This is a genomic window from Achromobacter sp. MUI-25009338, assembly GCF_057359325.1.
Genome location: NZ_CM170627.1, coordinates 601,522 through 624,215, shown reverse-complemented (window position 1 = coordinate 624,215; position 22,694 = coordinate 601,522). Strand labels below are relative to the sequence as shown.

Below are 22,694 nucleotides of genomic sequence, written 5' to 3'. Positions count from 1 at the left end.
TGAACCAGCGCCTCAAACCTGCATGCCCCAGCGCTGGATGGTTCTTCGCTCTATCACACGGAAGATCAGGTTCTCGACCACGAGGCCGATGATGATGATCGTCAACAGCCCCGCGAACACGGCCGCGATATTCAACTGGTTCTTGCTTTCGTAGATGAACCATCCCAGGCCGCCGCTGCTGGCGCTGACGCCAAATACCAGCTCCGCCGCGATGAGCGTGCGCCAGGCAAACGCCCAGCCGATTTTCAGGCCGGACAGAATGCTGGGAAACGCCGCCGGAATCAGGATTTGCGCGATGAAGGCGACATGGGACAGGCCGTAGTTGCGCCCCACCATCTTCAGTGTCGAAGAGACGGCCTGGAATCCGGAGTAGGTATTCAAGGTGACCGCCCACAGCACGGAATGAATCAGCACGAAGACCAGGGTCATCTTGCCCAGGCCGAACCAGATCAACGCCAGCGGCAGCAGGGCAATGGCCGGAAGCGGGTTGAACATGGCCGTCATGACCTCCAGGAAATCGGTGCCCAGCCTGGTCGTGATGGCCAGCAGGGTAAGCAGCGCCGCCAGAGCGATGCCCGCGGCATAGCCGGTCATCAGCACGTCGAGCGAGGTGGCGACGCGCCGCGGCAACTGGCCGGTGGCTACGCCGTCGATCAGGGCACGGCACGTATCGATGAAGGTGGGAAGCAGAAGATCGTTGTCCAGGTATCGCGCATAGGCTTCCCACAGGCATGCCAGGACAACCAGCACCAGCAGCTTGCGCAGCCAGCCCTGGTCCCACAGGCGCGCCATGAATGGCAGGGGATTTTCGACCACGCCCAGGTTTTCCACCGCCGTAGGCGTCTTGTAGATGTTCGCCCGCACGCCGGGGCCCGGCTTGCGCATCGCCTCGTCAAGCATGGCTGTTCTCCTCGATATGCTGCGCAAAGAGAAGATGCTTGATCTCGTCTTCAAGCGCGGACTGCGCGCCGGCCAGCGCCGGGCCGTCATCCAGGCCGCCCAGTTCGGCCCTGACCTGGCCCGGATGCGGCGACAGGAGCAGAATGCGGTTTCCCAATCGGACCGCCTCGGGTATGGAGTGCGTGACGAACAGCACGGTGAAGCGCGTGTCCTCCCAGAGCTGCATCAGCTCCTCCTGCATCTTGCGGCGCGTCAGGTCGTCCAGCGCCGCGAACGGTTCGTCCATGAGGATGATGTCGGGCTCCATGGCCATGCCGCGCGCGATTGCGACGCGCTGCTTCATGCCGCCCGACAGCATGTGCGGATAGCTGTCGACGAACTTCCCGAGATTGACCTTGTGGATATAGTGCAACGCCCGGTCTTCGGCCTCTTTCCCTCGCAGCCGCCCCGATGCCTGCAGCGCGAACATGACGTTCTGCTTGACCGTCTTCCAGGGCAATAGCTGGTCGAATTCCTGGAACACCATCATGCGGTCGGCGCCCGGCCGTAACACGGGTTTCCCTTGAAGCAATATCTCCCCTTCGGTTGGCCGAAGGTAGCCCCCCACGGCCTTCAGGATCGTCGATTTGCCGCAGCCGGACGGCCCCAGCAGTATGTAGCGGTCCCCCTGCCGCACCGTGAAATCCACCCGGTACGTCGCGGTCACCAGATGCTCTCGCGTCTTGTATTGCAGGGTCACTCCCCTGACCTCCAGCAACGGCGTCGTCATAAGGCCTCCCCTCGTCCGGCAGGCGGCGTTCGGTCCAGCCGGAATCTGACGCTTTCAAAGTCCGCCGCATAGCCGTCGCCGCGCGCCTGCACAAAGCAGGCATGCGGCTCGGCGAAATGCGCCGGCAGCAACAGGGCATCCTCGTCTGCGCAAAGGGCCAACAGGCGGCGGCGGGTTTCGATTCCGAGCGCCGGGTCGTCGTCGAAGCCCGTATAGAGCTCCGGGTGATAGATCTGCAAGGGATGGTGGAAGATGTCGCCGCTGCAATAGGCTCGCTCGCCCCGCGACGAAAGACGTATGCGCACGTGGCCCGCGGTATGGCCCGGCGCCGGCTCGACGGTCAGCACGCCGTCCAGTTCGTCCCCGTCGTCCACCAGTATCATCTGCCCTGACGCGACCACGGGCAGGATGCTGTCTTCAAACACGTGGTCGTTGATATGCCGATGCGCATAATCCGGCCGGCGCGCATCCCAGCGCGCAAACTCCTTGCGCGAGAACAGATAGCGGGCATTGGGAAAGGTGGGCACCCATCGGCCGTCGACCAGCCGGGTATTCCAGCCCACGTGATCGCAATGCAGGTGCGTGCACATGACATACCCGATGTCTTCCGGTCGCACCCCCGCCCGCGCCAGACGCGACAGCCACGGGGTTTCGCACATATGGAAGCGCGGCACCTGCGGCCGGTTCTTGTGGTTGCCGACGCAGGTGTCCACCAGCACCCAATGATTCGGCGTACGCACAAGCCAGCTGTGGCTGCTGGTCCGGAAACGGTTCTCCCCGGCGTCATAGAACGTCGGTTCCATCCAGTGCCGCAACGGCGCCAGCATGTGCGCATCGAACGCGGGAAAGAGTTCGCGGGGCTGAAAGCCCAAGCCCAGCCTTTCCTCGATGCGCTCCACCACGATGTCGCCTATCCGTATTTTCATGCTCGGGTCCTAGTTCCCGGGCAGGCCATGAACCTGGTCTACGAACAGCTCCTTCCAGGTTGCCGGCTTGGCCTTGATGGTTCCTATCTGGTGCATGAATTCCGCGAAGGCCATCAACCCTTGCGGCGTAAGGTTGTATTCGACCTTGGGGTCGGACAGCATCTGGACCACATCCGCGACAGGATCGGTGTCCTTGGTGATGGCCAGATAGGTCTGCGCCGCCTTCTGCTTGTTTTCGGTGATGTACTTCTGCGCTTCATCCAGCGCGTTCAGCACCGCCTGCGTCAGCTTCGGATTGGCCTTCTGGAACCGCGTCGTCGTATAGAGAACGTTGGTCGAGCTCGGTCCTCCAACCACCTGATAGGTATCGATGACCGAATGGAACCCCGGCTGCTTCAGTTCCCGATACGAAAACGGAGGCACCGTGAAGTCGGCGGTCACCTGCCCCTTTCCGGACAACATGATCGCCATGCTGTCCGATAAAGGCATGGCGATCGTCAAGCGGTCCAGAACATCGTATTTTTCTTTCCCGAAAGCCTGGGCGGCGGCCATCTGCAAGACGACGGCCTGGGTGGAAACCTTGATTCCGGACACCACGATCCTGTCCTTGTCCGTGAAGTCCTTGACCGACTTCACCGCCGGATTCCGGCTTACCAGGTACATGGGCATCGCGTTGAGGGAAGCCAGCCCCATTACGCTGGCCGGCGTGTTGCGGGTACGCGCCCACATCGTGAGAAAGGGCGGCGGCCCGGCCACCGCGAAATCCAGGGCCCCCGCGATGAGCGCATCGTTCATGACCGATCCGCCGGTGAACTGATTCCAGCTCACCTTGACGTCCGCCAGCCCAAGCTCGCGCGCGTGCTTCTCTATCAGCTTCTGTTCCTGCATCACCATCAGGGGCAGGTAGGCGATGCCGTACTGCCTGGCGAGACGCACTTCCTGGACCTCCGCGCGAGCGGGCGCCGCGCCCAGGCACAGCGCCAGACACGCCAGGCCCAGGATACTTTTGAAGTTTTGAACCTTCATTTTTGTCCCCTTCACGAATTGAGCGCCGCGCCATACGGCTCTTGATGCCCGCTTGCACGCCGCGCGTTCCATACCGCTAATCCATCAACGTTCCCCCGTTGACGTCCAGCACATGACCGGTGATGAAGCCCGCCGCGGGGCTGGCCAGGAAATACACGGCCTCGGCGATCTCGGCGGCCGTGCCAAGCCGGCCCAGCGGAACTTTCGCGGCGATGTCGGGCCAGCGGTCGCGCGGAATCATTTCCCCCTCGATCGGCCCCGGCGCGACGGCGTTGACGCGTACGTCGGGCGCCAGCTCGGTCGCCAGCGACTTCATCAAGGAGATCACCCCCGCCTTCGACGCGCAGTAGTGGGCCTTGGTGCCGCTTTTACCGGCGTTCAGCGCGGCGAACCCCGTTTTCCCAGCGCGGGACGTCAACAGCGTCATGCTTCCCTTGGCGCGCGACAACGGGCCGATGGCGGCCTGGGCCACCACAAAAGTCCCGGTCAGGTTTACGTCCATGAGCCGCCGCCACTCCTCCAGCGGAATGTCGGCGATAGGCCGGGCGGGCGCCGTAATCGCCGCGGAATGCACCAGCGCCTGCAAAGGGCCGCTCTTTTCGGCGCGGACGAACAGCGCGCCTACCTGCTGCGGATCGCACACGTCCGCGCGGATGTAGTCGCAGCCCTCGGGCAACGGCTGCTGCGGCTCGGACAAATCGGCGATCAGGACGCGATAGTCGACTGCCAGGCGCTGCGCAATGGCCCAGCCGATGTTGCGCGCGCCGCCGGTAACAATGGCTACGGGTTTCATGGGCGGCCTCAATAGTCCGATACGTCCACGTGGCTGGATGCCGGATCGACCGCCACGTCTATGACCGTGGGGACATCCGACCCGCGCGCTTGCGCCAGCGCCGCCGCCAGCTGCGCCGGCGTCGTCACGCTCACGCCGCGGCAACCCATGCCGCGCGCGATCTGGGCAAAGTCGGTCGGCGAAAAGTCCACCGCGATGCGGCGGTCTTTCAGGTTGTCGCGCACCATGCCCAGGCCGCTGTTGTTCGCCACCACGACCGTGATCGGCAGCTTCTCCTGCACGCAAGTTGCCATGACGTTCATGGTCATGGCGAATCCGCCGTCGCCCGTCAGGCAGACGACGTTCTTCTCCGGATAAACCAGCTTGACCGCCGCCGCCGCCGGCGCCCCCCACCCCATCCCGCCGATGCCGCCCGGCACCACCAGTTGCCCCGGCGTGCGTATCTTCAGCGTCGTGGTCGCCCAGATTCGATTGGTGCCGGCATCCAGCGTCAACATATCGTCGGGGGTGAGAAAGGCATCCAGCGCCTCGATGACATCCGCGTTATGCAGCATGTTCGGCGCCGCGCGGGCAGGCGTATCGCGCACGGCATGGGCCGCCTGCAACCCCGCGATCCAGTTCAGGCGATCGCCCCTGCGATGCGCACCCAGATCGTGCCCGAGCAAGGCTTCGATTGCATCGCCGCCGTCTGCGCATATGGCGAGGTCTACCGGATAGACCCAACCGGCATTGCGCGGATCGACGTCGATTTGAACGATGCGCTGGACCCCGGGCTTGATGAAGCCAGGGTTGCGGAATTTGATGTAGTCGGCCCCCAGGCTGGCCCCGACGACGATCAGCATGTCGGCGCCCTCCACGGCGGCGTTCGCCGACTTCATGCCCCAGGTGCCGAGCATGCCCACCGAAATCGCGGAGGTTTCGTCCACCAGGCCCTTGGCGTTGTAGCTGGTCGCCACCGCCAGGCCGAACCTGTCCGCCAGATCGGCGACCAACTTCCGGCCCCGGGGATTCTGCATGCCGTTGCCCACGATCAGCACGGGACGCTGGGCGGCGGCCGCCATGTCCGCCGCCGCCTTGATGGCCTGCGGATCGGGCAAGGGCATCGCGACTTCCTGGTAGCCGTGCGACGGATAGAGCTGCACGCGCGACTGCTGCGGCATCTCCCGGCGAATGATGGGCGACTTCAGCACCACGGCGGTCGGCCCCTGGCGAGGCAGGCTTGCCTGCTTGTAGGCTTGCTGGATGGCGTACACCGCCTCGTGCGGCTCGGTGGCGTAGAAGGTGGACTTGGTCATGGTTTTCATGACGGCGCGGACGTCGGCCGCGCCATAGTCGCCCGTCATGGTCTGGTAGACGCCGTACATGCCGAAGCCGTCATAGCAGGAGGTATCGGTCAGCACCAGCATGGGCGAGCCAGCGAAATAGGCCTCCAGTATCCCGAACGCGCCCGTCGTGCTCGCGAATGGTCCCTGGCCCATGTACAGCCCGGGCTTGCCGGTCAACCGCCCCACGACCTGGGCCATGATGGAGGCGACCTGCTCGCCCCTGGTCAGGATCACGCGCAATGCGTCTCTGGCCTGGTGGAACTCGTCCAGCATCCACGTCACCCCCAGGCCCGGCAAAGTGAAGGCGTAGTCCACTTTCAGTTCCACAAGCGTCCTGACGATCGCCTGCTTGGTCGTCACGGGGGCTGCGCTGGCAAGTCCATCCATGTCATTTCCTTGAAAAGGCCTTTTTTTCACAATACAAACGTTTGCATTTTCATGTCAATGGCACTTCACATGGGTGAATTCCCTTAGTGGTGGTATATTTTTGACCAACGTTTGCACGAACAGATTGGAACAGCATGGCAGCCAGCTTGCAGGACGTGGCCCGCATGGTCGGGGTCTCCATCAGCACCGTATCGCGCGCGCTGCACCGCCCGGAAATGGTCGACGCGGAAACCCGGAATCGCATCAACGCCGCGGTGACCGCGCTGGGATATGTGCCGCAGGGAGTGGGCCGCGCACTGGTATCCCGGCGCACGCACAGCATCGGCGCGGTCGTGCCGCGCATCGGCGCATCGGCTTTCGCGCAGACCATAGAGGCGCTGCGGCATGGGCTGGGCAAGCACAACTACACCTTGCTGCTGGCACAACCGCCGGTCGAGGAACAGGCCGACCTGCGCCCCTTGCGCACGCTGATCGAGCGCGGCGTGGACGCCATCGTCCTGCTGGGCAACGACTACCCGCCGCAGTGGCTGGACCTGATTACCAAGAACGGCTTGCCCGTCGCCACGATCTGGGCCGATGCAAGCAACGCCCCGCCCGGCGCCATCGGCTTCGACAACTATGTCGCCGGCCGGCAAGCCGCCGAGCACTTGCTCGGCCTGGGCCACCGCGAGTTCGCGTTCATCAGCGGCCATCTCGCGTCCAATCAGCGGGCCCGGCAGCGCTACCAGGGCGTGCTTGAAACCATTGCGGCGGGAGGCGGCCGCCTGTCGCGCAACTTGATCACCGAAGCCGACTATGAGTTTGCCGACGGTTATCGGGCCGCGCGCCGGCTATTGGACGAAAAACAGCCCTTTTCCGCCCTGATATGCGGCAACGACTACCTGGCCCTCGGCGCCATGGCCGGCTTGCGCGAAGCCGGCCTGCATATTCCGCGCGATGTCTCGGTCATTGGCTTCAACAACAGCGAATTTGCGGCGTTCGTGGATCCCCCGCTCACCACCGTCCATTTCCCGTCGGTAGAGATCGGGGCCACCGCAGCGGAAACGCTGCTGGCCGCGATAGATTCGGACAATGCCATGCCGCCACCGCAAATGCTGCCCACCGCGCTGATAAAACGAAGCTCGACCGGCCCCGCCAAGACACCGTAGCCGGGGCTGGATGCAAAAAAAAGGGCGTCCCAAGGACGCCCTCTTCCATCAAACCCGCCAGCCGCTTACTTCAGCAGCAGCGCGTTCAAACGCTTCACGAAAGCCGCCGGGTCGGCGATCTGCGCGCCTTCGGCCAGCAGGGCCTGGTCCAGCAGCAGCCGGGCCCACTGGTCGAACTCGCCATCGTCGGCCGCGCGGATGCGCGCCAGCAGCGGATGCTCGGGGTTGATCTCCAGCACCGGCTTGACGTTGGGCGCTTCCTGGCCGGCCGCCTTCAGCATGCGCAGCAGGTGCGGGCTCAGTTCGTTCTGGCCCACCACCACGCAAGCCGGCGAATCCACCAGGCGCAGCGTCACGCGCACTTCCTTGACCTGGTCTTCCAGCGTCTTCTGCAGGCGTTCGACCAGCGGCTTGAAGTCCTCGGCCACTTCGGCCTGGTGCTTCTTTTCTTCCTCGTCGGCCAGCTCGGCCAGGTCCAGGCCGCCCTTGGCCACCGACACCAGCGACTTGCCGTCGAACTCGCGCAGGTAGGACAGCATCCACTCGTCCACGCGGTCGGACAGCAGCAGCACCTCGATGCCCTTCTTGCGGAAGATCTCCAGGTGCGGGCTGTTGCTGGCGGCGGCGAACGTATCGGCCGTCACGTAGTAGATCTTGTCCTGGCCTTCCTTCATGCGCGACACGTAGTCGGCGAAGGACACGGTCTGCGCCTGGTCGCCGGTATGCGTGGACGCGAAGCGCATCAGCTTGGCGATGCGCTCCAGGTTGGCGTGGTCCTCGCCCGCGCCTTCCTTCAGCACCTGGCCGAACTCAGACCAGAACGTCGCGTAGTCTTCCTTCTTGTTCTCGGCCATATCCTCCAGCAGAGACAGCACGCGCTTGGCCGAGCCCTCGCGGATCGCGCGCACGTCGCGGCTTTCCTGCAGGATCTCGCGCGACACGTTCAGCGGCAGGTCCGCCGAATCGATCACCCCGCGCACGAAGCGCAGATAGGACGGCAGCAGCTGGTCGGCGTCGTCCATGATGAACACGCGCTTGACGTACAGCTTCACGCCGCGGCGGCCGTCGCGGTCCCACAGGTCCATCGGCGCGTGCTTGGGCACGTACAGCAACTGCGTGTACTCGCTGCGGCCTTCCACGCGGTTGTGCGTCCAGGCCAGCGGATCGTCGTAGTCGTGCGACACCGTCTTGTAGAACTCGCGGTACTGCTCGTCCGTCACCTCGGACTTGCTGCGGGCCCACAGCGCATTGGCCTGGTTCACCGTCTCCAGCGCTTCCGTCTTGACCTGCTCGCCCTTCTCCTGATCCCACTCTTCCTTGGCCATGCGGATGGGCAGCGAGATGTGATCGGAATAGCGGCGCAGGATCTCGCGCAGCTTCCAGCCGTTGAGCAGCTCGTCCTCGTCGGCGCGCAGGTGCAGCGTCACGTCGGTGCCGCGCGTGGCCTTCTCGGCCGCGGCGATCGTGAACTCGCCCTGGCCGTCCGATTCCCACTGGATCGCTTCCGTGCCGCCGGCGCGGCGGCTCAGCACCGTCACCTTGTCGGCCACGATGAACGAAGAATAAAAGCCCACGCCGAACTGGCCGATCAGCTGCGCATCCTTCTGCTTGTCGCCCGTCAGCTGCGAGAAGAACTCGCGCGTGCCAGAGCGCGCGATCGTGCCCAGATTGGCCACCGCCTCTTCACGCGACAGGCCGATGCCGTTGTCCGAAATCGTGATCGTGCGGGCCGCCTTATCGTAGGCCACCGTAATCGCCAGCTCGCCGTCTCCTTCGAGCAGCTCGGGACGGTCGATGGCCTCGAAGCGCAGCTTGTCGCAGGCGTCCGATGCGTTCGACACCAGCTCGCGCAGGAAAATTTCCTTGTTGCTGTACAGCGAATGAATCATCAGGTGCAGCAGCTGCTTCACCTCGGCCTGGAACCCCAGGGTTTCGGACGCGGAAGACGTGGCGGTTTGGCTCATGGTTTTACGTAAAGGTCAAAAATATTAGGGACAAATAATCCCGTCACCGGGGCTCGCGCCCGCGCGGTCGCCGGGAAACCCTGCCTATATGAAGGTCTATGTCGCTTTTTCAAGACCCCGGGCCCCGCCCCAGGGGCGCTGCGGGTCCTTACCCGCTAAAATCCCGCACTTTCTTCCCGCATCCCGCCCCGGCCGGCCCTCCGCCATGCAATCCGCCTCCCTTGCCCAGCCCGCATCCCACGGCGCCTCCGACGCCGACGAACCCAGCCACGACCTGGTCTACGGCCCCGACGACCGCCCCGCGCCGCCCATCGCCTTTCTCGCGGCCCTGCAGCACCTGCTCGCCATCCTGGTCCCCATCGTCACCCCCGGCCTGCTGATCTGCCAGGCCCTGGACGTCCCCAGCCGCGACACCACCCTGATCGTGTCCATGTCGCTGGTGATCTCCGGCATCGCCACCTACGTCCAGTGCCGCCGCTTCGGCCCGCTGGGCGCCGGCCTGCTCATCGTGCAGGGCACCAGCTTCAACTTCGTCGGCCCGCTGATCGCCGGCGGCTCGGTCATGGTCAAGCAAGGCACCCCGGTCGAAGCCGTCATGGCCGCCATCTTCGGCGTCGTCATCGCCGGCTCCTTCGTCGAAATGGGCATCAGCCGCATCCTGCCCTTCGTCAAGCGCCTCATCACCCCGCTGGTCACCGGCATCGTCGTGCTGCTCATCGGCCTGACCCTCATCAAGGTCGGCCTCATCAGCATGGGCGGCGGCTACAGCGCCATGTCCAACGGCACCTTCGCCAGCGCCGAAAACCTCACCCTGTCCGGCCTGGTCCTGGGCACCATCGTCCTGCTCAACCGCGTGCCCGTCGTCTGGGTCCGCAGCACCGCCCTGGTGCTGGCCCTGGCCGTCGGCTACCTCGCCGCCGCCTACATGGGCCGCCTGGACTTCACCGGCGCGCGCGAAGCCGCCCTGTTCCAGATCCCCACCCCGCTGCACTTCGGCCTGGGCTTCTCGTGGCCGCTGTTCGTGCCCATGCTCATCATCTACCTGGTCACCTCGCTGGAAGCCATCGGCGACGTCACCGCCACCAGCAAGGTCTCCAAGCAGCCCGTCGAAGGCCCGCTGTGGATGCAGCGCATCAAGGGCGGCGTGCTGGTCAACGGCGCCAACTCCCTGCTGGCCGGCATATTCAACACCTTCCCCAGCTCCGTCTTCGCGCAGAACAACGGCGTCATCCAGCTCACCGGCATCGCCAGCCGCCACGTCGGCGTCTGGATCGCCGGCATGCTGATCCTGCTGGGCCTCTTCCCCGCCGTCGCCGGCATCCTGCAAGCCGTGCCCGAACCCGTGCTCGGCGGCGCCGCCATGGTCATGTTCGGCGCGGTCGCGGCTTCCGGCATCAACATCCTGGCCGGCATCCAGCTCGACCGCCGCGCCCTGCTCATCATCGCCGTCTCCCTGGCGCTGGGCCTGGGCGTCTCGCAAGTGCCCGAGATCCTCTCGCACCTGCCCCACGCCGTGAAAAACATCCTCGAATCCGGCGTCGCCACCGGCGGCATCTGCGCCCTGGTCATGAACTGGTTCCTGCCCGAAAAGAAGCCGGCGTAAGCGCCCCGCCAGGCAAGGGGCGCGGCCCCTTGCCTGACAATTTCCCCCAGACCGCATATAATCGCCGTCTTCGCATCTCCCGCGACCGTCATCAGTACGCGTGCGCGACCTCCTAGCCCGGGTGGTGAAATTGGTAGACGCAGGGGACTCAAAATCCCCCGCCGCAAGGCGTGCCGGTTCGATTCCGGCCCCGGGCACCATCCCCAAATCTTCTGCTAATTCAAGCCATTAGAAGATTTCGCAGTACAAGCCCCGCACCGGGGGATTTTCCTAAAATTGTGGTCAGGTACAGTTTCGGTACAGTGATGCGGCGCTAGCCCCACACGGAGTACTCATGGCTACGATCGTTAAGACTTCCTCGGGCACTTGGAAAGCCCTCATTCGCAAGACAGGCTGGCCGGCCACGGCCAAGACGTTCCGCACCAAGCGGGACGCCGAAGACTGGGCGCGCCGTACCGAAGACGAAATGGTGCGCGGCGTATACATCCAGCGAGCACCGGCCGAGCGCATGACCGTCGAAGCGGCGCTGACCCGCTACCTCAAGGAAGTCACGCCCACCAAGCGAGCCTCGACCCAAGCCGGCGAACACAAGAAAGCACAGGTCATCATCCGGCATCTTGGCAAGTACTCGCTGGCCGCCCTGAACGCTGAGATCGTGGCGCAGTTCCGTGACATGCGACTGGCCGGCGACCCGGACGAGAAGGGCAAACTACGACCTCGCAGTAACAACACGGTACGCTTGGAACTGGCACTGCTGGGCCACCTGTTCACCGTCGCGATCAAAGAATGGGGCATCGGCCTGCCCTTCAATCCCGTGTCCAACATTCGCCGCCCTGCCCCAGGCTCGGGCCGCAACCGGCGATTGACTCCCGAAGAACAGACCCGCCTGCTACAAGCCGTCGATAAGCACTCGAACCCGATGTTCGGATGGATCGTCCGCATTGCCGTTCAAACCGGCATGCGGCTGTCCGAGATTGCGACGCTGCGTATTCGGCAAGTGGACATCGAGCGGCGCGTCGTGCGGCTGGAGCACACCAAGAACTCTTCTCCCCGCACCGTTCCTCTGACTGCCGAGGCAACGCGCGTGTTCACCGAGGCCCTTGCCAACCCCGTGCGCCCAGCCGAAACCGAACTGGTGTTCTTCGGCGAACCTGGCCGGGATGGCATACGACGCCCCTACCTGTTCGACAAAGCATGGACCGATGCCAAGCGAGCAGCGGGCCTTGAAGACTTCCGCTTTCACGACCTGCGACACGAGGCTGTCAGCCGGTTCGTGGAAGCCGGCTTGAGCGATCAGGAGGTGTCGGCCATCAGCGGCCACAAGTCGATGCAGATGCTCAAGCGCTATACGCACCTGCGGGCCGAAGATCTGGTGCAGAAGCTGGACCGCCTCGCGGGTCGCGCGCCGTCCATTTCTAAACAACGGAGTGAGGCCGACTCCCAAACAGAGAACAACGCATAATCGCTCCATCGCGTTGCCATAATGAATAACCGATCGTCTTAACCTACGGAGGAAGCTAGTTTTGCATACCGCTATCAAGATCGTCGCCATCAGCAGCCTTGCCCTTACCCTTGCCGCGTGCGGCAGCGCCAAGGACGCTAACAAGAGCAACTTCAGCAAGGCCATACAGGCATACCTGGATACTCAGAAGGGCCTGTGCGCTGCGATTCCTGCAAAGGGCTTGCCGTTCACCCTAGCGAATCAAGACATGCTGGGCGGTCAGAGCAAGAAGCGCGCCGACGCGCTGGTCGATGCCGGGCTGCTGACGAAGCGAGACACCGAAGTCAAAGCCATGTTTGGCAACAAGATGGAGCCGGCCACCGAGTACCAAATCACTGACACCGGCAAGAAATTCCTCGTCGCCAATGGTGCCAATACGATGGCTGGACAAGATGCCTTCTGCACCGGCAAGTACACCGTTGTGGAAGTGAGCAACTTCACCGAACCCAGCGACATGATGGGCGTAAAGCTGTCGCAGGTGAACTACCGCTACAAGGTAGAAGGTGCAGATGACTGGGCCAAATCGGAAGGCATGCGTGCCAATTACAAGAACTTTGCGGAACAGACGCAGGGAGATATCCAGGGTAAGGCGGCTGTCATCCTGACCAACGATGGATGGATGCACGAGCGCCTGTTCAAGCGCGGATAAGCCGCCCCTGGCTCAGTTCAAAAACGAAAGGCCTTTCACCTGCGAGTGAAGGGCCTTTTCTTTGGTTCTACGCCGATCTGCGTGGTGGTTGGGGTTGCAGAACGACCCAAAGGTGACTGTTTGAGCGCCTCTTCCCCAGCCGCCCATGCCTCTGCTTCCGACTTTAAATGTGAAAATTAGAAACTCATATTTGCTATAGTTTGTTCACCAGAGGCTGGCGGGGTTTCCCAACGCAGGGGCAATCCACATCCAGGAGAAAGCCGTGACCAGGTATCCCCCGGCCCAGTTTATCGCGCAGGTTTTGATTAATACATTACGTTGCGACCTCTAGGAGACACCATGCCCCTTTGCGGCGTTGAAATCAAAGGCAGCGAAGCGATCTTCGCCGTAGTCGAGGTTGTTGATGGTCATTGGAAGCACATTCCGACGGAAACGAAGCGCATCGCCTTGAACGACGATGACGACGCGAAGAATGTCCGTTCGTTTGCGGACCTCATCGCCGGGTTTCTTCGGGACAACAAGCTGACCGAAGTCGCGCTCAAGAAGCGCGGGAAGAAGGGGGAATTCGCCGGGGGGCCGACAACCTTCAAGATCGAAGGCGTTTTCCAACTCAACCGGGACTGCTCAGTTCAGCTAATCTCAGCCCCAACCATTGCCGCGCAGGACAAAAGGCACAATTTCGTCATCCCTACTACCTTGAACAAGTACCAAGTTGAGGCATTCCGAACCGCTTGCGCCGCGCTTGCTCAGCGCCTTCCAAAAGTATGACCAAGCTGTATATCGAAGGCTCAAGCGCGCCCGTTGAGATCAAGACGTCGCTGATAGAGTTCTCCAAAAGTATCGAGTTTCACCGCGAAGACTCAAAGGCGGAAAACGGCTACGTCTTCTTTGGCACTAACCGCGTAACGGGTACGCTCGTCACTCTCAAGTACTACTACTGGGGTGGCAAAGCAGAGTACCACGCTGAGCCCCGACAACTTGCCCAGATTGACGCACAGAACGTCCTCAAAATTCTGGACGCGGGGCTCATCGATGCAAAGTGGGCGTACTTCATGACCCCCACTTGTACTGGCGGCGATCTAGACCTTGTTCTGGAGTCAAGCCCACTGGGATTGAAGGCGGCGCTTGAGTACACGTATCAAACCCTCTCGGGTTTGAGCCATCTCCATGGGAGTCGTTTCCTCCATCGCGACATTAAGCTCGCAAACTTGTACTTGACTGAAGGTGGTTCCGTTGTCATTGGCGATTTCGGCTCAGTGAAGCGATTGCCCGAGGCAGCCTCAACAATTCCTGCATCAAGCCATTCGCTAGCTTATCGACCGCCGGAAACAGTAATCACTAACTCGTACGGTATTCCCGGAGATATCTATCAATGCGGTTTGGTCCTCTACCAGCTACTCGGTGGAACGCTTTCATACGACGGCCTCGCGTGGCTAAACAGGCGGGAACTCGTTCAGTTAGAGACGCTCGCAACGCCGTCGGATAAGGGAGACTTTATTGACCGCTGTATCAAGGCAAAGATCGCGGCGGGAAAAGCGACAGACCTCACGTCCTTACCACCCTGGGTTCCAAAGTCAATTCGCCGGATCATTAACAAGGCCTGCCACGTTGACGCAGCACAACGCTTTCAGACCGCCTCAGCGTTCATGGCCAAGATCCATGAGGTTCGTCCGTCTGTTCCCGACTGGCGGGTGATCGAAGGCTGTCCAACACTTATTGCCAAGACTAGCTACAGGATCGTCAGTGGTGACGAGGGTTACTCCGTTCAGAAGCGGGCGAGAGCTGACTGGCGTAACGAAAATACTATCGCTGGTTCGACTCTCGAAGAGTTAGTCGAAAGCATCGCACAGAAGGTTTAGGCGCCAGCGCATGCGCTAAGCGTCCGCTTTCATTTTCTCTTACTGGCTGCTTTTGGCCGAATTCGGCCGCATGTCTTCCTGAGCGAATCATCCCCGCCTACACGGCAACCGAGTAGCACGCAAGATCATCAAGTCCTCGCGCTGGCTGCTCCTGCGCAATCCCGAAAACGTCAGGCGAAAAGCCTTCCCCGGAAATCGGTGATGAACCTCTTTTTCCATATCAGTTCACTTCTCTGATCCGCCCGTTTGTCGGGCCTTTTAAGGCTGCGCCATGTATTCCAGAGGTAGCAGAATGGCATTAGCGTGGCCACGACTTAAGCGTATGCAAGTCCAGCAACGTAAACCTCCCCGCATCCTGCCATCCACCTGTGTCGATGTAGTAAACGTTGCCAAGCTGCGCAGGGTTGCGCAGGGTCATATGTCCATGGACCACCGCACGTACATTGCGGACAGGCTGGGAATACTGCATTCGATAGCGGTCGACGGACCATAGACAGGCATCTTCATCCTCCGGGCTAAAAGTAGCGCCATGAATTGCATGCCAATCGTCATAGGGAAAGTCGGCGTGAACCATACCCACTACACCACTCGGCGTTTCCACCTCGATAGCCAGCGGCAAAGCACTCAAGCAGGCCGCAATGCGTTCACGAACATCGCCAACACAGGCATCCAACCATCCGCCGCCGTGGGCACGATGATCAACGTCCGGAATCGGATTGCCCATCACCCGTCGCCACGTCATCAGGTCGTGATTCCCACAGATCGCGTGAAACCACGGGCGCTTCAACCATTTCAGAACATCGGCTGACTCAGGACCTCGGTCCACAAGGTCCCCCACGGAAAACAATCGGTCCTTTTCTGGCGAGAACTTTACGGCAGCCAGCGCGACCTCAAGCCGACCAAAATGACCATGGATGTCACCCACCGCAAAATCACGGCCGTTGGCATTCAATTGAAAGCGCCGGACTCGGACATTACCGGGCGTCATTCCAAGATTCCATATAGTTCCATAACGACTTGTCATGCATGCCCCATGATACTTGGCTCTCCACGGTAACGTGACACGCACTCCGCTGATCCTAGTGTCATCACTTCGAATGCGAGCCAACAGCGTGAGCACGCTCACATCGTTGGTAATTTTCCACAAAATTTTTCCTTGTCCACCGACGTTTCAGACGCCGAAATCAGGGCGCCTCTCTGACCGCGCCTAAGCCCTTGATTTCGAGGTTCATTTTGCTTGATCACTTCATCGCAAGAAAGCCAATGTGCCATATCTTGGCATTTGGCGATCCCTAATCTTGGTTTTTACTGACACCCCATTTTGGTCTTTAAAATCAATGGGTTAAGTTTGACATCCATGCCTTCACGGTAAAGACTGGCATTACCTACGGTGAACTTGTGAGGCATATGAATGACTACTGGAGAATATCTGTTGGGACGGTTTGGACCGTTGATGAGCATCGTTGACGTCGCTACCTTGCTAGGCCGATCTCCCGATGGTGTCCGCGTTGCGCTTTATACCGATACCGATTTTTCGCGCAAGCTGAAACCAGCCATGCTGCGGGTCGGCCGCCGCGTTTATTTTCGGACGTTGCAGGTCACGGAAGCGCTGAGTCTGGAACAGCCGGCAGACGATGAAATCATGCCCGCAGAGGCCGCTACGCGAGGGCCGCGCGCATGAGTCGGCAAAGAACCATCAACGACCAGATATGGCGGTCAAATCGCCTGTCAGGCTGCACGGTCGAAGACCGCTATGCGCTGTTCTACTTCCTGACCTCGCCATTCAGCAATGTCATCGGCGCGTATGAAATCGTCATTCGCGTTGCGGCCTCAGAAATGGGCTGGGACCCCGATTCACAACTGATGCCAGTGATGCGTCGCCTCATCGAGGCTGGCATCTTGGATTTTGACGCGCAGGCGAATTACATCTGGATCAAAGATTGGTGGGACCACAACTCCGCCAAGATGGCAGTGGCAACGACCCTTAGGAAAAAGACACTCGAGCAAATAGCGGCACTGCCCCGAGGCTGGCGTGACGCTTACGTGAATGACTTTATCGATCGACTGCCTACCGAGGATCCGCTGCGCAATACGGTAGCCAAAGCCCTTGGATACGGTCCTTATAGGCTATCGACACCCTATGCGGGACCCGACGACGGCCGGACGTCGATTCCGGCCGAACCAAAAGACATCCATAGAAATCAATCAATTAGCAACGGGCATACCCCAGCGACAGCCTATCTCCAGGGTATGGGCAGGGGGCCGGGTAACACTACTACTAACACTAACCCTATCTATAACCCTACTACTACAACGAGAACCGACGACGGTCTTCAGTACCCTACCGCGCTGGTCCCCGCTGAGAAACTGTCGATCCAAAACTTGCTTACCGACGTCCAATCAGTTGATGCGCAAGCATTGCTTGACGAGCTGGACGGAGCCATCAAGACACCCGGAACCATCAGAAAGACAAAGGTCGCCTATTTCAAAGGAATCCTTGAACGCCACCGCACAGGGGGATTCGTGCCGTCTGCTGGCATCCCGATAGCAACCAGAAGGGAACGCCTGGCAGCGACCCAAGATATGTCGCGTGCTTCGCAATCAGCACCACTCAGCAAAGCTGAATCTCAAGCCCGGCTTCAAGAAATCAAAGCCCAACTGGAGCTGCATACGAGGATGCCGAAATGACGCGCAAGACCACACTCAGCATCCGCCTGGACGGTGATCTGAAGCGGCGCTGGCAGGCACTTTGTCTTCGACAAGGCAGTACGCCCAGCGACGGCCTGCGGCAGATCATTGTCCGCCTTCTCAACGGTTCGGCAACGGACACTTCGCCCACTCCATCAACACATGAGCAGCCCGATACTTCGCGTCGCCGCTTGGAACTCCGCCTGACTGGGACGGAATATGCCCGTATCGAAGCACTGGCCTTGCAGCAGGGCATGTCCGCCAATCGCTGGGTCATCCACCTGATACGGGCCAATCTCAGCGGGGAACCACAGTTCGGCATGACAGAGCTACGGACGCTGGGCGAATCGAATTCACGGCTGCTGGCCATCGGCCGCAACCTGAACCAGATCGCCCGGCATATGAACGCAGGACGCGCGCTGGACACGGTGGTAACCGCTGAGCGTATCGACACACTGACCCGTCATATCAAAACCCACACCGCGCGGGTGGCAGACATCATGCGCGCCAACATTGACCGCTGGAGGCTGGAATGAGTCTGGTCATTGATGGAATTTTGAAGGACTGGGGCGAACGCATCTATACCAAGCCCGTAACCAGCCAAGGCATAAAGCGCACGGTGACGCGATCACGCACTTCGCCGCCCTCTAAGCCCCTGTTGTTGACTGGCAGCGCTCGGGTCCGCGACAAGTTGATGCTGACCACTCGCAAAGCGCCCGAAGTCATAGTGAAGATCTCCGGCGGCGGCAAAGGCATCGCGCAGGTGAAAGCACATCTCGACTACATATCGCGCAACGGCCTGGTAGCGTTGGAGAACGAAGACGGTGAAATCATCCTTGGCCGTGAGGCAGTGCAGGACGTGCGCGACGAATGGAAAAGCGGCCAGTACGGGTTGCCTGATAACGGCTCGCGCCGCGAAACGTTCAATATCGTGCTGTCCATGCCGCCCGGCACCGACCGACGCGCAGTCAATGACGCTATCCGTGCATTCGCGAAAACGGAGTTCGGCGCCAACCACGCGTATGTCTTCGCCATCCATGACGATGAAGCCCATCCCCACGGCCACCTTTGCGTTAGGGCGCTGGGTCTCGACGGCAGCCGGCTCAACCCACGAAAAGCGGACCTGCAACGTTGGCGGGAGCGCTTCGCCGAGGCACTGCGTGAAAAAGGCATCGAGGCCAATGCCACACCGCGTAGGGCACGGTCTAACACGCACACTACGGTCAAGCAGGCGACGCGACATGCCGCCAAGCGGGGCAAGAGCGCCAAAGCGGCCGAGCGGGAACAACACGGGCTTTCCGGCGTTTCACGTGCCATCAGGAATGGCTACGGGCACATTGCGAAAGCCTTGGCTGCTGGGGACATAGAGGACAAATCGCTTGCCCTGGAAATTGTCCGGTTCCTTGATCCCTCGCTGGACAGGGCTCTACAGGTCCCACAGCGTAGCCAGAGCAGCACAGAGGTGGCCAAGGACGCGCAGCAACTGGAGAAGATCAACCACTCAGGCAGAGGCGACCTGAGCCGTTGATCGATTGCGGAAGAAGGACCATAAGATGGCTTTACGCTATGACGCGTTGCAAGACTACTGCGATGATCCAGCGCGCACCGGTGATGTGCAGGTCATTCTGTATGCGCACTACTGGAAGGGCTTTGCCTTGGCCGTGCAGGACGGCACTACAGAGCACCCCGTCATGGACGACAAAGGCCGACCGTACCGGTTCCGAACAGTAGAAATGGCCCTGGCGGAACTGGCGAACATCTCGTACCTGTCGGACCGCATCATCATTGACCGTCGCATGTGGTGGCCGTAATTGGGAAACTACTTTGCATTAACCGTAAGTAAAATCAACTTCGGTTGTACCTTTAACCACAACGAACGTTGCACCGCCCCAAGGACGCCTAGCGTACCGGGTGCCGACCCGAAAAGAAGGGTTCCGACCGCCGAGAGCAGATCGGCCGCTTAGTCGCCCCAAGAACGCTTTGTCGTACTGGGCGCGGTCCCTGAACAGACCGACAGACCGGACAGCACGGTCCTACGTTCGCCCTCAACCTCTCAGGAGTGGCGAACATGAAGAAACTATCAGCCCCTTGCATTCTGGCCGTCGGCATTGCCGCGTCGTCGGCCGCCTTCGCACAAATCCCCGTAACAGATGGCGCTTCCATCGCCAAGAGCGTGGAAAACCAGATCGAAACAATGGCGAAGTGGAAGATGCAGTACGACCAGATGGTCAGCCAGATCGACCAGATGAAGCAGCAATACGCTGCGGTCACTGGCGCGCGCGGCATGGGCGAACTGTTCAACAACCCGCAGCTGCGTGACTACCTGCCCCAAGACTGGCAAGGGGTCTATGACAGCGTGAAATTAGGCGGCTATGCCGGACTGAGCGGGCGCGCTGAATCTATCTACGACAACAACAAGGTGTATGACGCCTGCACCGGCTTTGCCTCGACAGAGCAGCGCACCAACTGCGAAGCGCAAGCCGTCAAAGGCGCGCAAGACAAAGCCTTTGCGCTCGATGCCTACGACGCGGCGAAAAACCGCCTCAGTCAAATCGACCAGCTGATGCAGCAGATCAACCAAACGCAGGACCCGAAAGCCATTGCCGAACTGCAAGGCCGCATCGCGGCCGAGCAGGCCATGATTCAGAACGAGCAGACCAAGCTACAGATGTACCAGATGGTCGCGGCAGCCGAAGACCGATTGCAGGAACAGCGGCAGCGTGAGATCAACGCGAAGGTGCTGGCGAATCGTGAATACACGAAGCACCAGCCTTTCAACCTGTTGGATAAATAAGAGGAGACAAGCCCGTGTTTTCCTACATTCACGTCCCTGTTTTGGCAATTTGCTTTTTCACACTCCTGTTCATGCGGCGGTGGTGGCAATGCATTGACCGCCTTGGGTTCACACGTGAAGTCGGCCGTCGCGCGCCTTCGCTTGTTCAAGGTGACATTCTGGCTGCAACGTTCGCCATCCTCCCCTTCCTGATCGCGGCGGTGGACTGGTCCGGGGTTGTCCTGCCCGGCCAATCAGTGCCGACGTCGTCATGGATGGCCGTCGTGCTCTCACTGTCCTGCCTCGGTGGCTGCGTGTTCGTTCTGCGCGACTCGGACGGGCGATTCGCAGGTAGCTGGGCGGGCACGCGTGAAAGCGCGCTGCGGACAGTTGCGGCGCTACGCATCATTGACGCGGCCGAGCTCGCCCATGCGCTAGGCGTATTGCAACAGCATGAGGGCCGAGACACCGGCGGCCGAACCATCGAAGTCAACGCACAGGAGATGCGGAAATGAAAAGGACCGTTCTCTTTCTATTTGTCGCGACAGCGCTCGCCGGCTGCGATCAGGCCACGACGGTCCAAACCGTGGATTGGTACAAAGCGCACGATGCCGAGCGCACTGCGATGGTTTCCAAGTGCCGGAATAACCCTGGCGAGTCGGACGCATCACCGAACTGCATAAATGCCGTCACCGCCCAGAACCATCTGGCGGTTGAGAAGCGCGGATACACAAAGCATGAGCCAATCAATGTGCTCGAAGGGGGCAAATAGTGGCTATTGAATCTAATATCTTTGAATGGATGGGCGAAAGCATCGACATGACGCTGAACGCGTTTGTTCAGGTGACGTCGGGCAATGTCATTTCCATGTTCACTGACATCTTCGTCTACGGTGGCACGCTCACACTCGTGATGATGGGATTCGCCATCATCTTCGGATATGTCGAAGCCCCTGCCTCAAACTTCATGAAGACTTGCGGGAAGTTCATCGTCATTGGCGGTTTGGCAATGAGCGCCCCTACGTACCTGTCATGGGTTGTCGAGGCATTGCGCGGCCTGGAAACGGGCGTCGCTGACGCCTTCTCGGCATCCGGCAGCAGTACGTCCGCAACATCGGTTTATCAGGTGCTCGATAAGGCGGTGTCCGATGGCTTCCAAATCGGCGGCGATATGCTCGACAAGATGGGAAAACGGCGCTGGTATGAGATTGGCATGGTGTTTTGGGACCTGCTAAACGCCCTAATCATCTACGCCGCCACGCTCATCATTGCCATTCCGGCGGGGGCAATGGTGATCGTTGCCAAAATCATGCTCACCCTCATGCTTGGCATCGGGCCGTTCTTCATCGCCATGCTGATGTTCCCCGTCACCGCGAAATGGTTTGATAGCTGGTTTGGCCAAGTGATGACCTACATCATGCAAATCGCCTTGGTGACAACGGTTCTCGGCATGGGCATGAAGTTTTTCAGTGCGCTTACGGCCAAAGTATTGGCCGTCACCACTGACCATCCTATTGCCACAATGCTTGAAATCCTGATCGTCACGGGCGTCACCCTGTTCTTGCTGCAACGCGCATATGAGGCAGCGTCGCACCTGGCCGGAGGCGTGTCCTCGGCGGGTATCACGCTTAGGCAAGTCAGCCAGGCCGCCGCATCCCCCGTTACTCAAGTTCTCAACCGTCAAACAACTCGCCGCGACATGCAAAGCGGCATGATGGTCACCGGGGGCCGGCTCAATCATCTCGCAGCAGGCAACACAATGTGGAACCCAGCGTACCGGCAACACGTAATGCAGAACATGGGCAAAAACTGGGGGCCGGCTACAGGCGGCTCAGTCAAAGGCGAATAGCCTGCCATCTGCGCCTGCGTTGGCCTCGCTTTCGGCGAGGCCCTTTCATTTCTAGCGGCAAATCTCCGCGCTACGCTTGGGCAACCCCTTCGGTTGCATCCCGCGTCCGTTCTTGCCGGACTGGCCGCGGGGGCAGGCCCAGCGGCTTCGCCTTGTTCCTCCCCCCGGCCGACAGGCTGCATGGCTTCCAGAGACATCAAGGGTGAAGGCTTCGCCCGGGATCCTCACCCGTTCCCTGCGCTGCGCTTCGGGCTGCGGCTTCTGATCCCGCCCTTGACGCCTCTTCCGGCCAAACGGCGTTAGTAGCGGTGCTATCAAGCGGATGACGGGTCAAGGGGTTGGTGCGGCCCGCAGCCCACGGGGCGAGGACACGGCCCCTTGACGCGGCAGGAGCGCCCCACGCTATGCCCGGGGGCAGGAGTTCCGGGCCAAGGGCCCGCAACCCCTGCTCCCGAGGCTCCCGCCGGCGAGGGTGGAGAGTCCAGAGAGGCAAAGCCTCTTTGGAAACTACGACGCAGGCTAGTACGCGGCCAAT

Annotated in this window: 23 protein-coding genes and 1 tRNA gene; 16 read left to right on the top strand and 8 right to left on the bottom strand. The window is 60.9% G+C overall.

Annotation, left to right across the window (positions count from 1 at the left end; genetic code table 11):
• Positions 1-12 precede the first annotated feature (12 nt).
• The 6 genes from AC1IQ6_RS02965 to AC1IQ6_RS02940 form a co-directional block, all read right to left on the bottom strand.
• Positions 13-900: an ABC transporter permease gene (locus AC1IQ6_RS02965; RefSeq protein WP_209164626.1), complete on the bottom strand. Its 888-nt coding sequence runs from the start codon at positions 898-900 to the stop codon at positions 13-15.
• Positions 893-1,669, bottom strand: a complete 777-nt coding sequence (locus AC1IQ6_RS02960) for an ABC transporter ATP-binding protein (protein WP_209164627.1) — start codon at positions 1,667-1,669, stop codon at positions 893-895. Before AC1IQ6_RS02960 ends, AC1IQ6_RS02965 begins: the two co-directional genes overlap by 8 nt.
• Entirely contained in the window at positions 1,666-2,595 is a 930-nt protein-coding gene (locus AC1IQ6_RS02955) for an MBL fold metallo-hydrolase (protein ID WP_209164628.1), read from the bottom strand. The genes AC1IQ6_RS02960 and AC1IQ6_RS02955 overlap by 4 nt, the downstream gene beginning before the upstream one ends.
• 9 nt (positions 2,596-2,604) lie before the next feature.
• Entirely contained in the window at positions 2,605-3,621 is a 1,017-nt protein-coding gene (locus tag AC1IQ6_RS02950; RefSeq protein WP_111825954.1) for an ABC transporter substrate-binding protein, read from the bottom strand.
• Between the two features lie 76 nt (positions 3,622-3,697).
• On the bottom strand, positions 3,698-4,414 hold the full coding sequence (locus tag AC1IQ6_RS02945) for an SDR family oxidoreductase (RefSeq protein WP_209164630.1): 717 nt from the start codon (positions 4,412-4,414) through the stop codon (positions 3,698-3,700).
• Positions 4,415-4,422: 8 nt separating this feature from the next.
• Positions 4,423-6,126 (bottom strand): thiamine pyrophosphate-binding protein, encoded by a 1,704-nt coding sequence (locus AC1IQ6_RS02940; protein ID WP_485865799.1) that lies wholly within the window; start codon positions 6,124-6,126, stop codon positions 4,423-4,425.
• Between the two features lie 134 nt (positions 6,127-6,260).
• Here AC1IQ6_RS02940 and AC1IQ6_RS02935 point away from each other — a divergent pair, with 134 nt between their 5' ends.
• A complete protein-coding gene (locus tag AC1IQ6_RS02935; protein ID WP_485865798.1) occupies positions 6,261-7,274 on the top strand; it encodes a LacI family DNA-binding transcriptional regulator in 1,014 nt (337 codons plus the stop codon).
• A gap of 65 nt (positions 7,275-7,339) precedes the next feature.
• Here the strand turns inward: AC1IQ6_RS02935 and htpG are convergent, their stop codons facing one another.
• Positions 7,340-9,238 (bottom strand): molecular chaperone HtpG, encoded by a 1,899-nt coding sequence (gene htpG / locus AC1IQ6_RS02930; RefSeq protein ID WP_485865797.1) that lies wholly within the window; start codon positions 9,236-9,238, stop codon positions 7,340-7,342.
• Positions 9,239-9,443: 205 nt separating this feature from the next.
• Here htpG and AC1IQ6_RS02925 point away from each other — a divergent pair, with 205 nt between their 5' ends.
• From AC1IQ6_RS02925 to AC1IQ6_RS02900, 6 genes are all read left to right on the top strand, one after another.
• Positions 9,444-10,841 (top strand): uracil-xanthine permease family protein, encoded by a 1,398-nt coding sequence (locus AC1IQ6_RS02925; RefSeq protein WP_111825958.1) that lies wholly within the window; start codon positions 9,444-9,446, stop codon positions 10,839-10,841.
• A 115-nt stretch (positions 10,842-10,956) separates the two neighbouring features.
• A tRNA-Leu gene (locus tag AC1IQ6_RS02920) sits at positions 10,957-11,041 on the top strand.
• A gap of 134 nt (positions 11,042-11,175) precedes the next feature.
• Positions 11,176-12,303 carry a site-specific integrase gene (locus AC1IQ6_RS02915; RefSeq protein ID WP_070541141.1) on the top strand — a complete coding sequence of 376 codons (1,128 nt, stop codon included), beginning with the start codon at positions 11,176-11,178 and terminating at the stop codon, positions 12,301-12,303.
• A 61-nt stretch (positions 12,304-12,364) separates the two neighbouring features.
• Entirely contained in the window at positions 12,365-12,991 is a 627-nt protein-coding gene (locus AC1IQ6_RS02910) for a hypothetical protein (RefSeq protein WP_070541142.1), read from the top strand.
• 339 nt (positions 12,992-13,330) lie between these two features.
• Positions 13,331-13,759 (top strand): DUF3010 family protein, encoded by a 429-nt coding sequence (locus AC1IQ6_RS02905; protein WP_070541143.1) that lies wholly within the window; start codon positions 13,331-13,333, stop codon positions 13,757-13,759.
• Positions 13,756-14,850 carry a serine/threonine protein kinase gene (locus tag AC1IQ6_RS02900; RefSeq protein WP_155865376.1) on the top strand — a complete coding sequence of 365 codons (1,095 nt, stop codon included), beginning with the start codon at positions 13,756-13,758 and terminating at the stop codon, positions 14,848-14,850. Before AC1IQ6_RS02905 ends, AC1IQ6_RS02900 begins: the two co-directional genes overlap by 4 nt.
• A 298-nt stretch (positions 14,851-15,148) precedes the next feature.
• Here the strand turns inward: AC1IQ6_RS02900 and AC1IQ6_RS02895 are convergent, their stop codons facing one another.
• On the bottom strand, positions 15,149-15,838 hold the full coding sequence (locus AC1IQ6_RS02895; RefSeq protein WP_485865796.1) for a metallophosphoesterase: 690 nt from the start codon (positions 15,836-15,838) through the stop codon (positions 15,149-15,151).
• Positions 15,839-16,303: 465 nt separating this feature from the next.
• Here AC1IQ6_RS02895 and AC1IQ6_RS02890 point away from each other — a divergent pair, with 465 nt between their 5' ends.
• From AC1IQ6_RS02890 to AC1IQ6_RS02850, 9 genes are all read left to right on the top strand, one after another.
• Positions 16,304-16,531, top strand: coding sequence for a hypothetical protein (locus AC1IQ6_RS02890; RefSeq protein ID WP_231755246.1), 228 nt, complete (start codon positions 16,304-16,306; stop codon positions 16,529-16,531).
• Positions 16,528-17,538, top strand: a complete 1,011-nt coding sequence (locus tag AC1IQ6_RS02885; RefSeq protein ID WP_485865795.1) for a hypothetical protein — start codon at positions 16,528-16,530, stop codon at positions 17,536-17,538. Before AC1IQ6_RS02890 ends, AC1IQ6_RS02885 begins: the two co-directional genes overlap by 4 nt.
• Positions 17,535-18,074 carry a hypothetical protein gene (locus AC1IQ6_RS02880; protein ID WP_485865794.1) on the top strand — a complete coding sequence of 180 codons (540 nt, stop codon included), beginning with the start codon at positions 17,535-17,537 and terminating at the stop codon, positions 18,072-18,074. Before AC1IQ6_RS02885 ends, AC1IQ6_RS02880 begins: the two co-directional genes overlap by 4 nt.
• A complete protein-coding gene (locus tag AC1IQ6_RS02875; protein WP_485865793.1) occupies positions 18,071-19,066 on the top strand; it encodes a relaxase/mobilization nuclease domain-containing protein in 996 nt (331 codons plus the stop codon). The genes AC1IQ6_RS02880 and AC1IQ6_RS02875 overlap by 4 nt, the downstream gene beginning before the upstream one ends.
• 25 nt (positions 19,067-19,091) lie before the next feature.
• Entirely contained in the window at positions 19,092-19,349 is a 258-nt protein-coding gene (locus AC1IQ6_RS02870; RefSeq protein ID WP_223203257.1) for a hypothetical protein, read from the top strand.
• 257 nt (positions 19,350-19,606) lie between these two features.
• Complete coding sequence (gene virB5, locus AC1IQ6_RS02865; RefSeq protein WP_485865792.1) at positions 19,607-20,332, top strand: P-type DNA transfer protein VirB5; 726 nt, start codon at positions 19,607-19,609, stop codon at positions 20,330-20,332.
• Between the two features lie 14 nt (positions 20,333-20,346).
• The gene (locus AC1IQ6_RS02860; protein WP_054439131.1) at positions 20,347-20,826 is read left to right on the top strand and encodes a hypothetical protein; all 480 of its coding nucleotides are present in this window, start codon (positions 20,347-20,349) and stop codon (positions 20,824-20,826) included.
• Entirely contained in the window at positions 20,823-21,083 is a 261-nt protein-coding gene (locus AC1IQ6_RS02855; protein WP_054439128.1) for an EexN family lipoprotein, read from the top strand. The genes AC1IQ6_RS02860 and AC1IQ6_RS02855 overlap by 4 nt, the downstream gene beginning before the upstream one ends.
• A complete protein-coding gene (locus AC1IQ6_RS02850) occupies positions 21,083-22,159 on the top strand; it encodes a TrbL/VirB6 family protein (protein ID WP_485865791.1) in 1,077 nt (358 codons plus the stop codon). The genes AC1IQ6_RS02855 and AC1IQ6_RS02850 overlap by 1 nt, the downstream gene beginning before the upstream one ends.
• Positions 22,160-22,694: the final 535 nt, after the last annotated feature.

What these genes read in the sequence shown, in the direction of transcription:
- AC1IQ6_RS02950 (WP_111825954.1), bottom strand. Translation starts at nt 3,621, where the DNA reads ATGAAGGTTCAAAACTTCAAAAGTATCCTGGGCCTGGCGTGTCTGGCG.
- AC1IQ6_RS02895 (WP_485865796.1), bottom strand. Translation starts at nt 15,838, where the DNA reads ATGACGCCCGGTAATGTCCGAGTCCGGCGCTTTCAATTGAATGCCAAC.
- AC1IQ6_RS02885 (WP_485865795.1), top strand. Translation starts at nt 16,528, where the DNA reads ATGAGTCGGCAAAGAACCATCAACGACCAGATATGGCGGTCAAATCGC.
- AC1IQ6_RS02915 (WP_070541141.1), top strand. Translation starts at nt 11,176, where the DNA reads ATGGCTACGATCGTTAAGACTTCCTCGGGCACTTGGAAAGCCCTCATT.
- AC1IQ6_RS02925 (WP_111825958.1), top strand. Translation starts at nt 9,444, where the DNA reads ATGCAATCCGCCTCCCTTGCCCAGCCCGCATCCCACGGCGCCTCCGAC.
- AC1IQ6_RS02900 (WP_155865376.1), top strand. Translation starts at nt 13,756, where the DNA reads ATGACCAAGCTGTATATCGAAGGCTCAAGCGCGCCCGTTGAGATCAAG.
- htpG (WP_485865797.1), bottom strand. Translation starts at nt 9,238, where the DNA reads ATGAGCCAAACCGCCACGTCTTCCGCGTCCGAAACCCTGGGGTTCCAG.
- AC1IQ6_RS02905 (WP_070541143.1), top strand. Translation starts at nt 13,331, where the DNA reads ATGCCCCTTTGCGGCGTTGAAATCAAAGGCAGCGAAGCGATCTTCGCC.
- AC1IQ6_RS02940 (WP_485865799.1), bottom strand. Translation starts at nt 6,126, where the DNA reads ATGGATGGACTTGCCAGCGCAGCCCCCGTGACGACCAAGCAGGCGATC.
- AC1IQ6_RS02855 (WP_054439128.1), top strand. Translation starts at nt 20,823, where the DNA reads ATGAAAAGGACCGTTCTCTTTCTATTTGTCGCGACAGCGCTCGCCGGC.
- AC1IQ6_RS02965 (WP_209164626.1), bottom strand. Translation starts at nt 900, where the DNA reads ATGCTTGACGAGGCGATGCGCAAGCCGGGCCCCGGCGTGCGGGCGAAC.
- AC1IQ6_RS02890 (WP_231755246.1), top strand. Translation starts at nt 16,304, where the DNA reads ATGAGCATCGTTGACGTCGCTACCTTGCTAGGCCGATCTCCCGATGGT.
- AC1IQ6_RS02875 (WP_485865793.1), top strand. Translation starts at nt 18,071, where the DNA reads ATGAGTCTGGTCATTGATGGAATTTTGAAGGACTGGGGCGAACGCATC.
- AC1IQ6_RS02960 (WP_209164627.1), bottom strand. Translation starts at nt 1,669, where the DNA reads ATGACGACGCCGTTGCTGGAGGTCAGGGGAGTGACCCTGCAATACAAG.
- virB5 (WP_485865792.1), top strand. Translation starts at nt 19,607, where the DNA reads ATGAAGAAACTATCAGCCCCTTGCATTCTGGCCGTCGGCATTGCCGCG.
- AC1IQ6_RS02955 (WP_209164628.1), bottom strand. Translation starts at nt 2,595, where the DNA reads ATGAAAATACGGATAGGCGACATCGTGGTGGAGCGCATCGAGGAAAGG.
- AC1IQ6_RS02945 (WP_209164630.1), bottom strand. Translation starts at nt 4,414, where the DNA reads ATGAAACCCGTAGCCATTGTTACCGGCGGCGCGCGCAACATCGGCTGG.
- AC1IQ6_RS02880 (WP_485865794.1), top strand. Translation starts at nt 17,535, where the DNA reads ATGACGCGCAAGACCACACTCAGCATCCGCCTGGACGGTGATCTGAAG.
- AC1IQ6_RS02935 (WP_485865798.1), top strand. Translation starts at nt 6,261, where the DNA reads ATGGCAGCCAGCTTGCAGGACGTGGCCCGCATGGTCGGGGTCTCCATC.
- AC1IQ6_RS02870 (WP_223203257.1), top strand. Translation starts at nt 19,092, where the DNA reads ATGGCTTTACGCTATGACGCGTTGCAAGACTACTGCGATGATCCAGCG.